The sequence below is a fragment of the Luteimonas sp. TWI382 genome, from assembly GCF_039674545.1.
GTDB lineage: Bacteria > Pseudomonadota > Gammaproteobacteria > Xanthomonadales > Xanthomonadaceae > Luteimonas.
The window spans coordinates 127,421-140,395 of record NZ_JBDJNS010000007.1; the positions used below are offsets into that span (position 1 = coordinate 127,421).

General features: G+C 68.6%; 9 protein-coding genes and 1 tRNA gene. 6 read left to right on the plus strand and 4 right to left on the minus strand.

Features of this window, described 5'->3' with window-relative positions:
• Position 1 precedes the first annotated feature (1 nt).
• From ABE505_RS06980 to nadS, 3 genes are all read left to right on the plus strand, one after another.
• The gene (locus ABE505_RS06980) at positions 2 to 343 is read left to right on the plus strand and encodes a hypothetical protein (RefSeq protein WP_346443129.1); all 342 of its coding nucleotides are present in this window, start codon (positions 2 to 4) and stop codon (positions 341 to 343) included.
• A gap of 148 nt (positions 344 to 491) precedes the next feature.
• Positions 492 to 806, plus strand: a complete 315-nt coding sequence (locus tag ABE505_RS06985; protein WP_346443127.1) for a hypothetical protein — start codon at positions 492 to 494, stop codon at positions 804 to 806.
• Entirely contained in the window at positions 806 to 1,096 is a 291-nt protein-coding gene (gene nadS / locus ABE505_RS06990; protein WP_346443126.1) for a NadS family protein, read from the plus strand. Before ABE505_RS06985 ends, nadS begins: the two co-directional genes overlap by 1 nt.
• A 679-nt stretch (positions 1,097 to 1,775) precedes the next feature.
• On the opposite strand, the gene ABE505_RS06995 is transcribed toward nadS, so the two are convergent.
• Both ABE505_RS06995 and ABE505_RS07000 read right to left on the minus strand, forming a co-directional pair.
• Positions 1,776 to 1,850: transfer RNA gene (locus ABE505_RS06995), tRNA-Val, on the minus strand.
• Between the two features lie 143 nt (positions 1,851 to 1,993).
• Positions 1,994 to 4,714, minus strand: coding sequence for a TonB-dependent receptor (locus ABE505_RS07000; protein ID WP_346443124.1), 2,721 nt, complete (start codon positions 4,712 to 4,714; stop codon positions 1,994 to 1,996).
• 214 nt (positions 4,715 to 4,928) lie between these two features.
• On the opposite strand from ABE505_RS07000, the gene ABE505_RS07005 reads away from it, so the two are divergent.
• Both ABE505_RS07005 and ABE505_RS07010 read left to right on the plus strand, forming a co-directional pair.
• Entirely contained in the window at positions 4,929 to 7,532 is a 2,604-nt protein-coding gene (locus ABE505_RS07005; protein ID WP_346443122.1) for an alpha-amylase family glycosyl hydrolase, read from the plus strand.
• Positions 7,533 to 7,724: 192 nt separating this feature from the next.
• A complete protein-coding gene (locus ABE505_RS07010) occupies positions 7,725 to 8,822 on the plus strand; it encodes a YncE family protein (RefSeq protein WP_346443121.1) in 1,098 nt (365 codons plus the stop codon).
• Positions 8,823 to 8,915: 93 nt separating this feature from the next.
• Here the strand turns inward: ABE505_RS07010 and ABE505_RS07015 are convergent, their stop codons facing one another.
• Complete coding sequence (locus ABE505_RS07015) at positions 8,916 to 11,120, minus strand: TonB-dependent siderophore receptor (protein WP_346443119.1); 2,205 nt, start codon at positions 11,118 to 11,120, stop codon at positions 8,916 to 8,918.
• A gap of 174 nt (positions 11,121 to 11,294) precedes the next feature.
• Between ABE505_RS07015 and ABE505_RS07020 the strand changes: the two genes are divergently transcribed.
• Positions 11,295 to 12,224, plus strand: a complete 930-nt coding sequence (locus ABE505_RS07020; RefSeq protein WP_346443117.1) for an oxygenase MpaB family protein — start codon at positions 11,295 to 11,297, stop codon at positions 12,222 to 12,224.
• Between the two features lie 24 nt (positions 12,225 to 12,248).
• Here the strand turns inward: ABE505_RS07020 and upp are convergent, their stop codons facing one another.
• Positions 12,249 to 12,881 (minus strand): uracil phosphoribosyltransferase, encoded by a 633-nt coding sequence (gene upp / locus ABE505_RS07025; protein WP_346443305.1) that lies wholly within the window; start codon positions 12,879 to 12,881, stop codon positions 12,249 to 12,251.
• Positions 12,882 to 12,975: the final 94 nt, after the last annotated feature.

The following is a 12,975-nucleotide window of genomic DNA, read 5'->3' on the forward strand; positions in this document are numbered from 1 at the left end:
CTTGGGCGACTTCATCGCGGAGCAAGACGCGTCATGGGCGAAGGCGAATCAGAAGTCCGTCCAGGCTAGCGTGGATGCGATCGAAGCCACGTTCGCGAAGTCGGTCAATCAGGCTAAGGGCGCTGACGATAGCGGTGTGCGCTACCTGACGCCCGACGAGGAGAGGCGGTTGCGCAAGGCACTGACGAAGCGCGAGGGCGCGCGTAGAGCCAGAATGCCTGGCGCGTCGAGCGTGGCACCGAGGGCCATCCGCGATTTGGCCGACTTCCGGTGTCATGACTTGCGCCACGCGTTCGCAGAGCGCCTGGTCGTGGCGGACGTGGACCTGAATACCGTGCGCTAACTGGGGGGCACCTCGATATCAAGATGACGCTGCGCTATGCGCATCTGGCCCCGGACAAGCTCGCCGAAGCGGTCGCCAGATTGGCCTCCTGAACTGCCTAGGTATACGCCATTGACGTACTGTCGGCCGCTGGCGTAAATTCGCATCCATGATCTTCATCGAAACTCCCATCTTCACAGGGCTTCTGTGCGAGTTGCTGACGGATGATGAATATTCGAGCTTCCAGCAATGCCTGATAGGCAACCCGCATGCGGGGGATGTCATCAAGGGCACAGGGGGCCTTCGCAAGGTGCGCTGGGCAGCTGGGGGCAAAGGTAAGCGCGGTGGCGTGCGGGTGATCTATTACTTCGTGGACGAGGCCGACCAGATTCGGCTGCTGCTGATCTACAAAAAGGGCGTTCAGGACGATCTGACCGCAGTGCAACGCAAGCAACTCAAAGCGATCAAAGACGGGTGGACATGATGGATAACAATCTCTTTGCGCAGCTCTTGGAGAGCATGGAGCAGATGGGCGAGATCACGCGCGGTGAGCGCGCTCCGTCCCGCGAGTTCCACGTTGATGCCGTACAGGTCAAGAAGGTCCGTGCATTGACTGGCCTTTCACAGTCCAAGTTTGCCAAGGTGATCGACGTTCCTGTCGGCACCCTGCGCAACTGGGAACAAGGCCGCCGTGATCCGACTGGGCCAGCAAAGGTGTTGCTGCGTGCAATCCATAACGATCCCAAGCACGTCTTGGAAGCGCTGACAGCCTGACCTTTTCAAGCGTCGCCGCCGATACAACAAACCCCGCCATGTGCGGGGTTTTTCGTGTGGGCGAGAGGGCCGAGGCGGCGGCGAAGCTCGGCGGTACTGAAAACGAATCGGGCTGTCTTCCTTGGTCGCTGGTGGATTTGCCGGTCGTGCCACCCGCGACAAAACACCGGTAGCCGGAGCGGGGCATACATCCTCGACGCGGGGGGCTCCTGGCCATCCTTTGGCCCCGTGATCCGGCAACCGCCCCCCGCGTTCGGGGCATCGGCCTCCGCCATGGGCGATCCTGGCGGGGCCTTCTTGTCAAAGCGTCGTTTCGACGAGGATCTCGTTCAGTTCCTGCTCGCTGAGTGTCCCGGATTGCTGCAGTGTCGAGATGAGCGTCCCGAGAACCTTCGCATGGGCGTAGACCGATCGCGCAACGTCTCGCGGCGCTTCGTCGGCACCGAAGCCGATCAGAAGCCGATCACATGCAGCACACGGCTTGGGGTGTCGAGATGCGGATAGGTGCGTTGCTCAACGAACTCTTCGAAGTGCGGTATGCCGACCCTCCTTGGTTGCAGATGGCAGTGTAGCGACCTGCGGCGACAGCGATTTGCGCATACCTTGCACTTACGAAAAACCCGGCTCGATGGCCGGGTTTGTCTGATTCCACGAAAGCGTCTGTCTTCCAGCTGTTTCGTGGTGGGCGGTACAGGGTTCGAACCTGTGACCCCTACCATGTCAAGGTAGTGCTCTACCGCTGAGCTAACCGCCCGGTGTTGCTGTCCCGCCGCTCGGGCGAGGTCGCGCATTCTAGCCCAGTCATCGGAGGCGCACAAGCATGTCCCGGGGGGATCGCCTGTGCCCGACGTCCCCGCCCTCCGGTCGCGCGGGGAGGCGCCGCGCGGCCGGTCCGGGTCAGAAGCGGTAGTTGACGCCCATCAGGTACGTGCGGCCGTAGTCGTAGAACTGGTTGGGGCGCTCCTGCAGGCTGTCGAAGGTCGAGCGGAAGGGCTCGTTCTCCAGGTTGTTGACCTGCAGCAGCAGCGACAGGCCCGCCAGGCGGCCGCTCTCGAAGGCGTAGCCCAATTGCAGATCGGTCACGGTCTCGCCGGTGAACATCACCTTGGTGCGATCGCCGCCGGCGCCCTGGACTTCGCCCAGGAAGTCGGAGCGGCTGCGCTGCGACACGCGGGCCGAGAAGCCGTAGCGCTCGTAGTACAGCGCGACGTTGGAGACGTACTTCGACAGGCCGGGCAGGGGCTCGGAGCTGTCGGGGCCATTGGGCGCGATGTCGCTTTCGGTGTCGGAGTAGTTGCCCATGAAGCCGAAGCCTTCCAGCGGCGCCCACAGCAGCCCCAGCGGGAACGACACGGCGAACTCCCAGCCCTTGATCGTGCCGCCCTCGCCATTGACCGGCTGGCTGTACTCGCCGATCCAAGACGGCGGCAGGTTGCCGGGCAGTTCGGCAGGCAGCGGCAACTGGCTGAAGTCGAACGCGGTGGTCTGCCGATAGATGTAGGTCTTGAGGTCCTTGTAGAAGTACGCCGCACTGACGTAGCCGCGTCCGATCGACTCGTTGCCGAAGTACTTCTCGTACGAGAGGTCGTAGGCATTGGCCAGCCAAGGATCGAGCTCGGGGTTGCCGCCGCTGCCGGTCCAGCGGTCGCGGCTGCGGTCGATGCTGTAGCGGCCGCCGGCGGTCAGTTCGTCCATGCGCGGGCGCGCCATCTGGCGTGAGGCGCCCACGCGCACGAACTGCTCGGCCGGCAGGCCGAACGACAGGTTCATGCTCGGCAGGTAGTGCACATGGTCGGCGCCGCGCTCGCTCGGCGCTTCCAGTGCGACGCCTTCGAACGTCGCCACGCCGGTCGAGCGCTGGCTGGCGTTGACCACCTGCACGCCGACGTTGCCCTTGAGCGGCACCGGGCCGAGGTCGGTGTCGATGTCGGCCTGGACGTAGAGCGTGCCGATCTCTTCGTGGATGTCCCAGTTCTTGTCGTTGATCGCTGCATCGTCCTTGCGCCATGGGCGGTAGATCCCGGCGGCGAGCATCGCGCGCTCGTCCAGGTCGAGGAGCGAGGGAATGCCGGCGAAGCCGAATGCGCTGTTGCGCACGTACTGGCCGGGAATCGCGACGCTGAGATCGCCGGTACAGGCGTCGGTGACGCACAGCGTGTATTCGGTCGATGCGCGGCTCTTGCGACGGTCGGTGATGTTGCCGCCCAAGCGCAGGGCAGACAGGAATCCGCTGTCGAAGCGACGCTCGAGGTCGATCCGGAACGCACTGATCTGGTCGCGGACCTCGAAGTTCTTCAGGTAGCCGGCCTGGTCGCGCTCGCCGCCCCAGCGGTCGGGGTCGCGCAGGACGAAACCGCCCGGCGCGCCCAGGTCGTAGTCCAGGTCGATGTCGTACCAGCCTTCGGGATTGAACACGTAGCGGCCCGAGCTGGTGACGCCGGCCGGCGGTGTGGCGTAGATCTCGAACAGCTGCTCGGCGCGGCGCGCGCGCGAATGGCTGACGTCGGTGGTCAGCGTCCAGTTCGCGTTGACCTCCAGTTCGGTGTTCCAGCCGAACGACAGCAGGCGGTCGTCCATCGTGTTGCTGTCGTTGCGCAGTACGATCGGCGCGATCTGCGACCAGGTCGAATCGATCGTGGTGCCGTCGGGGCTCAACGTGGCCTCGTCGAGAGTCGCCCGACCATAGGCCAGGCCGGTCTGCAGGCCGTACTTGTTCTCTTGCCGATCGAACTGCGAGTAGAACAGGTCGATGGTCGAGTGCAGGCGTTCGTTGGGCTGGAACTCGAGCACCGCCATGTAGCCGTCGCGGCGGTTGCTGCCTTCGATCGCGTAGGCCGCGGTGCCGCCGAGCACGGCGTTGCCCTCGTAGCCTGCGTACTCCTTGTTGAAGTTCCACGACTCGAACTGGTGGCCAAGGTTCGGGCTGTCGAGGCGAGCATAGCCAAGGGCGATGCCGACGGTGTTGTCGGCGAACTGATCGATGTACGAGATGCTGGCGCGGCTGCCGTATTCCTTGTCGTCGCCGAGCTTGTTCATATCGCCGCGCACGTTCACCGCGATCGCGCGCTCGCCGAACGCCAGCGGGCGGACGGTCTTCATGTTGACCGTGCCCGACAGGCCCTGACCGACCAGCTGCGCGTTGGTGGTCTTGTGCACCACGACCTGGCTGATCAGTTCGGACGGGTACTGGTCGAACTCCACTCCGCGGTTGTTGCCGAAGCTCACCTGCTCGCGGCCGTTGAGCAGTGCGGTGGAGAAGTCACCGGCGAAGCCGCGGATGTTGAGTTCCTGCGGGCGGCCGCCGAAGCGCTGCGCCGAGATGCCGGGCAGGCGCGCCAGCGAGTCGGCGATGCTGGTGTCGGGCAGCTTGCCGATGTCCTCGGCCGAGATCGCCTCGACGATGGTGTCCTCGGCCTGCTTGGTGTCCATCGACCGTTCGATGCCGCGGCGGATGCCGGTGACGCGCACGCTGTCGAGCTGCACGGCGTCGCCGGCTTGCGTCGAGGCGTCGTCGGTCGCGTCGGTGGATGGGGTGGTCTGCGCGTGTGCGCCGGTTGCGAGCATCAGCAGTGCGGACGACAGCGCAACGCTGAGCAGGTTGCGATCGAGCTTCGACATCTCCCCTCCCAAGGGTGTCCAGCAGGCAGGTGTTCGGGGCGTGCCGTCCGCTTTGGAACTGGATCGATCGGCCACGCTCCGCGATTGGCGGCCATGGTAGTGCCGGGGTTCGGACGCGGCGGCGCACTGCATACGTATTCATGGCGCATCGCGGTGGCGCTCGTCGACGATGTGGCATCGATGGCACTGGGAGGTGGCGATGGAAAACGGTGACATGCAACGGCGCACACGCGCGTGCGTGCGGGGCCTCGCGCTCGCGTGTCTGTCCTTGATTGCCGGTGCGGCGAGCGCGGGCGATCTGCACGTGCCGTCGCCCGATTGGCGCGACCAGATCGTCTACTTCCTGATGATCGACCGCTTCGACGACGGCGATCCGTCCAACAACGACCAGGGCACCGGCGAGTACGATCCCAAGGACCCGGCGCGCTACAGCGGCGGCGACCTGGCCGGTGTGACCCGTCGGCTCGACTACGTGCAGGGATTGGGCGCGACGGCGGTGTGGATCACCCCGCCGGTGGCGCACCAGTGGTGGAACGAGGCGACACGCTACGGTGGCTATCACGGCTACTGGGCGGACGACTTCTCCGCCATCGATCCGCACTTCGGCACGCGCGAGGACTACCGCGCCCTGTCGCGCGGTCTGCACGGCCGCGGCATGTACCTGATCCAGGACATCGTGGTGAACCACACCGCGAACTACTTCGGTTATCCCGGTGGCTGGCGCGCGGACGATCCGGCGGCGGGATTCGTGCGCTTCACTGATGCGCGCGGGCGCCAGGCGCCAGTGCAGCCGCCGTTCGACCGCAACGACGCGCGCGATCCGGCGCAGCGCCGCGATGCGATCTACCACTGGACGCCCGATATCGTCGATTTCACCGACCGCACGCAGGAGTTGACCTATCAGCTCGCCGGCCTCGACGACCTCAACACCGAGCACCCCCAGGTCCGCCGCGCGCTGCGGCGCAGTTACGGCGATTGGATCCGCGATGTCGGCGTCGACGCGTTTCGTGTCGACACCGCGTTGCATGTGCCGGCGGACTTTTTCGACGATTTCCTGCATGCCGACGATCGCGATGCGCCGGGGATCTTTGCGATGGCGCGCGCGACCGGCCGCGAGGATTTCCACGTCTTCGGCGAGGGCTTTGCGATCGACAAGCCGTTCGAGGACAGCCAGGCGCGCCGGCTCGAGGCCTATATGCGCACCGAGTCCGGCGGCGAGCGCTTGCCCGGCATGATCAACTTCCCGCTCTACGGCAGCCTCGGCGACGTGTTCGCGCGCGGCGAGCCGACCGCGGTGCTCGGCCACCGCATCGCCAGCATGGTCGCGCTGCATCCGCGCCTGCACTGGATGCCGAGCTTCGTCGACAACCATGACGTCGACCGGTTCCTGGCCGGCGCCGACACGCGTGCGCTGCGCCAGGCGTTGTTGGCGATGATGACCCTGCCGGGCATTCCCACGCTGTACGCCGGCACCGAGCAGAGGTTCACGGGGCGCCGCACGGCGATGTTCGCCGGCGGCGTCGGCGCGCAGGGCGATGCGTTCGACACCGCCGCACCGCTGTATCGCGAGATCGCCGCGATGTCGGCATTGCGGCTCGACGATCGGCTGTTCTCGCGCGGCGCGCCCGAGGTGTTGCGCGACAGCGGCGGCGGGCCGGGCGCGTTGGTGTGGGTCACCCGCCACGACGACGCGCTCGCGCTGGTCGCGTTCAACACGGCCGATGCGCCGGTGTTGGTCGATGCGCTGGAGACCGGGCTGCCGGCCGGGACGCGGCTGGAGGGCGTGTTCGGGCTCGATGGCGATCCTGCGCCGATGACCGTCGCCGCCGATGGCCGGCTGACGCTGGTGCTGCCGCCGCGTGCGGGCCTGGTCTGGCGGCAGCGCGGCAGCGAGGCGCCGCCGGAGGCACCGCAGGGCACGGCGCCGAAGATCGAAACCTTGCCGCCGACCCCGTGGCGCGACGACGTGGTGCTGCGCGGACGCGCCGCGCCCGGCGACGTGTTGCAGGTCGTGGTCGACGGCGATCTGCAGCGTGCCCCGCGGGTCGTGGCTGGTGCCGATGGTCGCTGGACGACGACGCTGCGCACCGACAGCTGGATCGATCCGGCACGCACGCATCGCCTGGTGCTGTGGCGCGAGACCGACCGGACTGTCTCGACAGCGCAGCCGTTCCGGGTCGAGCGCCGATGGCGGGCGGCTGCGCGCACGGACGATCCGGCCGGCGACGATCACGGCCTGGACGGGCGCGTGGTCTATCCCCTCGGCGGCCAGTGGCGTACGCAGCGGCAGGGCGACCTGCGCGCGATGGACGTGGAGACCAGTGGCGGTGCGTTGCGCGTGACCCTGCGCATGGCGAGCGTCACCCAGGGCTGGAATCCGCCCAACGGCTTCGACCATGTCGCGCCGGTGGTGTTCATCGAACTGCCCGATCGCGCACGCGGCAGCGAGTTGATGCCCCAGCAGAATGCGCGCCTGCCCGACGGGATGCGCTGGCATTACCGCATCCGCGCGCACGGCTGGTCGAACGCGCTGTTCTCGGCGCAGGGCGCTGACGCCGACGCCGAAGGCACGCCCCAGGCGCAGCCGGCACGTATCGAGGTCGACCCGAAGGCGGCGACGATCCGGTTCACGCTGCCGGCCTCGTCGCTCGGCGATCCGGTCACGCTCACCGGCGCACGCGTGCACGCGGTGACCTGGGACTACGACGACGGCTTCCGTCCGCTACGGCCGGAGGCGAGTGCGTCGGCTTTCGGGGGTGGCGACGGCCACCACGATGCCCGCGTCCTCGATGCGGTCGGGCCGCTGCGGCTACGGTGATCGCCACCGGGATGGACAAGGTCGGGGTTCATTGAGAGAATGAGAATCGTTCCCGACAAGGGGCGTCGTGATCCGAAGCCGGTCAACGATGCATACGGTCCCGGCCGATCGCCGGGGCATGCTTCCGGCGACTCGATGCCGGCCGGAGGCCCCGAGCGGGCGCCGTCCTCCTGCCCAGCCGAGTCCATGCCCATGATGCCGTCCTCCCGTCCCCGTTCCCTGCTGACCGCCGCGACTGTGCTCGCGCTCGGCCTGTCGTCGCTTGCGCATGCCCAGCAGGCGCCGGCAGTCGCAACGCCTGCCGCGACCGCGACGGCGTTGCCCGATGGCGCGCTGCGTCGCGATCTCGCGCGCGGTGTCTACGAAGCGCGTTATAGCCAAGCCGCGAACGCCCTGTTCGTGGCGTCCGCGGAAGCCGCGCCCGACACCAAGGGCGGGGTGATCTACCGGCTCGATCCGGTCACGCTGGAGACGCGCGGCAAGACCCATACGGACCTGCGCAACTTCGCCATCGCGACCGATGCCAAGGGCGAGACGCTGTACGTGACCAACAGTGTCGAGCGCGGTCTCACTGCGATCGATGCGGCCAGCGGCGAGGTCAAGGGCCGGCTGCGCTTCGAGGACAAGGCGTCCGACGGCACGTACTACGGGCCGCGGCAGGTGATCCTCGACGAGGCCAGCGGCACGCTGTATGTCGGCGGCGTCGGCGCGCCGGGGCTGATCTGGGTGGTGGACGCGGCCACGTTGACGCTGCGCGCCACGATCGGCGATGCCGGCAAGTGGGTCACCGGGCTGCTGCTCGATCCGGCGGCCGGCCGGCTGTACTCCGCCAACGGGGACGGCGAGGTGCTGGTGATCGACACGGCGACCCACACCATCCAGCACCGCTGGACGCCCGGCGACGGGAAAGAGTACCTGCTGCTCAACCTTGCCCACGACCCGGCCACCCACCGCCTGTTCGTCACCGACCACTCGAAGGGCGCCACGGTGCTGGTGTTCGACACGCGCAGCGGCCGGGTCGAGCGCAGTCTGCCGGTCGGCGATTCGATGGGCATCAAGCTCCATCCTGCGCGCAGGGCGCTCTATGTGACCCATCGCGACCAGGGCACGGTCAGCGAGCTCGACGCCGACAGCTATGCCGTGCGTCGGACCTGGACGCTGCCGCCCAATCCCAACAGCCTGGAGGTCGCGCCCGACGGCAAGGCGCTGTACGTGACGGTCAAGGCGCCCTTCAACAAGGATTACACCGCCAGCGCACTGGAAAGCGTGGTCCGCATTCCGCTCGAGTGATCCCGCGTCGTCGGCGGCGTCCCGGTCGCAGGACGCCGCCGCCGTTCGCAGGACATCCGAAGGGACGCCGCGGCGTCCCTTCGTCGTTCGGCATTACAGCGCGAGCGAGACCGACAACGTGACCGTGCGCGGCGCCGCCAGCACCAGGTAGTTCGCACCCGAGGTGCCGCCGGTCGAAGCCCAATAGGCGCGGTCGAAGACGTTGTCCACGCGCGCGCGCAGCGTCCAGTCGCGGCCGCCGGCCTCGAACGCGTAGCGCGTGCCCAGGTCGAACCGCGTCCAGGACGGCAGTTCCAGCGCGTTGTCTGCGCGCGCCGCCTGGCGGCCGGTGTGCACGGCACGCGCATCGAGCGTGAGCCCATCCACGCCGGGAACATCCCAATCGATGCCGGCGTTGGCCTGCACGTCGGGCACGCCGATCACGTCGTTGCCCTCGTTGATGCCGCCTTGGGTGCGGCGCAGTGTGGCGTCGAGCCAGGTCAGCCCGCCGAGCACGCGCAGGCCGTCGGCCGGCTGGCCGTAGACACTCAGCTCCAGACCCTGGTTGCGTTGTTCGCCGTCGGCACGGACCCGGTAGTCCTGCTCGATCGCATTCGGCTTGGCGATGCGGAACACCGCGGCGCTCGCACCCCAGCCGCCGGCGCCGTACTTGGCGCCGATCTCGTACTGCTTGGAGCGGAACGGGTCGAGGATCTCGCCGGCGTTGACGATCGGGGTACCGTCGGCGCTGGTCTGCGCGACGGTCTGGCCGGGCAGCAGCGCTTCGGCATAGTTGGCGTACAGCGAGACCTGGCGGCCGAGCTTGAACACGACCGCTGCCACCGGCGTGACCGCGCTGTCGTCGTACCGGTCGAGGGGGGCGCCGGTGGTGTGGTCGTAGCTCGACTGGCGCAGCGTCTGCCGGCGCGCGCCCAGCGTCAGCAGCACGCGCTCGTCGGCCAGGCGCAGCGTGTCGGCGATCGCATAACTCGCGGTCTGGGTGCGGCTGGTGGTCAGCGGATCGGCCATGTCGCCGACTGCGGGGCGCGTCGGCGGCAGCGGCGTCGCAACCGGCGCATACAGCGAGCCCACCGGGCGGCGTGTGCCGGTCGCGAAGGCATTCTGCGAGTCGAGATCGAAGAACGCGCCGGTGATGCTGACGCGGTGGCCGACCGCGCCGGTCCGGAACTCGGTGCGCAGGCCGACCTCGCCGGTGCGCAGCAGGTCCTCGCGGACATTGTCGAAGCGCGATGCGGTCAGGGCGCCTGCGGTGTCCACCCGCGGGTTGGCCAGCACGTTGTGCTCGCGGCTGTCGCGGATGCCGACCGCGGCCCAGGCCGTCGTGGTCTTGCTGAAGTCGACCTCGCCGCGGACCACGCCAAACAGGTCCTCCTCGTCGGTGAAGGTCCACGGCTGGGCGAAGTTCACGTCGGCTGCGGGCGCCTTCGGGATCAAGCCGGTGGGCGTGACGCTGGGCCGTGGGGCGTCGATGCGGTGGTCCTGCCAGCCCAGGTCGGCCGAGAAGCGCGCGCGTTCGCCGCGGTAGTCGACGCCAAGCGCCAGTACGCCGAGTTCGCGGGCTTCGTCAAGCACGGTGTCGCCGTCGCGGCGCACGGCGTTGGCGCGCACGCCCCAGGCGCGGTCGGCGCCGAAGCGACGCGACACGTCGGCCGCGGCATAGCCCTGGCCGTTGCTCTCGTAGCCGAGCGTCAGCCGGGTCAGGTCGTCGTCGCCGGCGCGCTTGGGCACCAGGTTGAACGCGCCGCCGATACCGCTGCCGCCGGGCGCCGCGCCGTTGATGAAGCTGTTGGCGCCGCGAAACACCTCTACCCGCTCCAGGAACTCGGCGGCGACGTACTGTCGCGGCAGCAGCCCGTACAGGCCGTTGTAGCTCATGTCGTCGGAGTACACGGGCAGACCGCGCACGATGTACAACTCCTGGAAATTGCCGAAGCCGCGCGCGACCCGCACCGCCGGATCGTTCTGCACGACGTCGGCGACGCTGCGCGCCTGCTGGTCGCGCATCAGCTCGGCGGTGAAGTTGAGGCTGTTGAACGGCGTATCCATCAGGTCCAGGTTGCCGAACAGGCCGACCCGCCCGCCAGTGGCGACCTGGCCGCCGGCGTAGGCGGGCGGCAGCTCGACCTGCGAGCCGTCGGCGGTCACCAGCACGGTGTCGAGCGTGCGCGTCGGCGTGTCGGGCGGAGCGTCCTGGGCGAGTGCGGGCATCGCGGCGATGCAGGCCAGCAGTGCGAGCGCGAGCGGGGCACGGCGCGCGCGCAACGACGCGGCCGGGGCGGGAGACGGAAGAGCGGGCATGGCGAAGCGGTCCTGTCGGCAAGGGGAGGCGGCATGGCTGGCTGAGGGCCGGGGCCCCTGGCTGACGGAGCGGCGCGGACGGGCGTGGACGCGTCGGCGACGGATGTGAATTGTCGCATGCGGCATGATCGGCATCGACGCTGTCGTCGACGCTGGCTCGATAGCCTGTCGGGCATGGACGCATCCCGCCCTGGCTTCGCCGCACCGCTGACCGCCGCGCTCCGTCGTTGGGTGCTGGGCGTGTTCCCGCGCGGGCAGAGCGGGATCGACTACGACACGCCGGCAGGCGACCCGGGCTTGTTCGGTCCGGACACGGTCACCTGGCGAATCCATGCCGATTTTCCGGGCATGCTCGCCGGCGGTCTGTGCGCGCTGCTGCTGCAGACGCTGCATCCGCGCGCGCTGGCCGGTGTGTGGGACCACTCCGAGTTCCGCACCGATCTCATCGGGCGGTTGCGCCGCACCACCGCCTTCGTCGCGGGCACCACGTATGCCGGCACCGCGCAGGCGCATCGGCTGATTGCGCGGGTGTCGGCGATTCACCACCAGGTGCGCGGCACCACCGCCGATGGTGTGCCGTACGCGGCCGATGATCCCGCGCTGCTGACCTGGGTGCATGCGACCGAAGCCTATGCGTTTCTGCAGGGGTTTCGCGCCTACGCCGGACTGCCCACGCCCGACGGGATCGACGACCGCTACTACGACGAGTCGCGCCGCGTGGCCGAGGCGCTGGGTGCACGCAAGGTGCCGACCAGCGGCGCGGCGATGGTCGAGTACTTCGCCCAAGTGCGCCCGGAACTGCGATTGGACGCGCGTTCGCGCGAGGTGCTGGCGGTGCTGCGCGGGATCCGCCTGCCAGTGCCGGGCGGAGCGCTGTTGCGCGGGGTGTTCATCGGCGCCGGTGCCGCGCTGCTGCCGCGCTGGGCCGAGGCGTTGCTGGAGATCACACCGCTGCAGCGGCTCCACAACCGCGTCTGTGCATGCGTGCTGCGCGGCCTGGCGCCGCTGTTGCGCATGGCGCTGCCCGACGGCATCGCCCCGCGTGCGTGCCGGCGCGTCGGTGTGTCGCCAGACATCCTCCGGCACTGGCCGGAGGTGGGCTGAGGGCGCCGACGCGCGGCGCGCCGTTCAGTCGATGCGGGTGCCGAAGATCTTGTCGCCGGCATCGCCAAGCCCGGGCAGGATGTAGCCGCGTTCGTCCAGGCGCTGGTCGATCGAGGCGGTGTAGACCTCGACATCGGGATGGGCGGCCTCGAGTGCGCGCAGCCCCTCGGGCGCGGCGACCAGGAACAGGCCCTTGATGCGGCTGGCGCCAGCCGCCTTGAGCATCGCCACAGTGGCGATCAGCGTGCCGCCGGTGGCGAGCATCGGGTCGAGGATCAACGCGGTGCGGTCGGCCATGTCGCCGACAAGGTTCTCGTAGTAGGGCACCGCCTGCAGCGAGGCTTCGTCGCGCTTGATGCCGACGACGCTGACCTTGGCCGCCGGGATGAGTTCGAGCACGCCGGGCAGCATGCCGATGCCTGCGCGCAGGATCGGCACCAGGGTGATCTTGCGGCCCTTGATGCGCCGGATCTGCACCGCGCCGGCCCAGCCGTCGACGGTGGCGTCCTCGGTTTCCAGGTCCGAGGTGGCCTCGTAGGTCAGCAACGTGGCCACTTCGGCGGACAGTTCGCGGAAGGTCTTGGTGCTGTTGTCGGCGCGGCGCATCAGTCCGAGTTTGTGCTGGACCAGCGGGTGGCGGACTTCGACGATCTTCATGGGCATCGGGAACGAGCGGGCGATGCCGACAGGATAGGGCACGCGCGGCGCCGGGTCCGCCCCGAGAGCCGGCGCCGGTCCGGTCCCAGGGCGA

Coding starts and splice junctions, on each gene's coding strand:
- ABE505_RS06985 (WP_346443127.1), top strand. CDS start 492: ATGATCTTCATCGAAACTCCCATCTTCACAGGGCTTCTGTGCGAGTTG.
- nadS (WP_346443126.1), top strand. CDS start 806: ATGGATAACAATCTCTTTGCGCAGCTCTTGGAGAGCATGGAGCAGATG.
- ABE505_RS07000 (WP_346443124.1), bottom strand. CDS start 4,714: ATGTCGAAGCTCGATCGCAACCTGCTCAGCGTTGCGCTGTCGTCCGCA.
- ABE505_RS07005 (WP_346443122.1), top strand. CDS start 4,929: ATGCAACGGCGCACACGCGCGTGCGTGCGGGGCCTCGCGCTCGCGTGT.
- ABE505_RS07010 (WP_346443121.1), top strand. CDS start 7,725: ATGATGCCGTCCTCCCGTCCCCGTTCCCTGCTGACCGCCGCGACTGTG.
- ABE505_RS07015 (WP_346443119.1), bottom strand. CDS start 11,120: ATGCCCGCTCTTCCGTCTCCCGCCCCGGCCGCGTCGTTGCGCGCGCGC.
- ABE505_RS07020 (WP_346443117.1), top strand. CDS start 11,295: ATGGACGCATCCCGCCCTGGCTTCGCCGCACCGCTGACCGCCGCGCTC.
- upp (WP_346443305.1), bottom strand. CDS start 12,881: ATGAAGATCGTCGAAGTCCGCCACCCGCTGGTCCAGCACAAACTCGGA.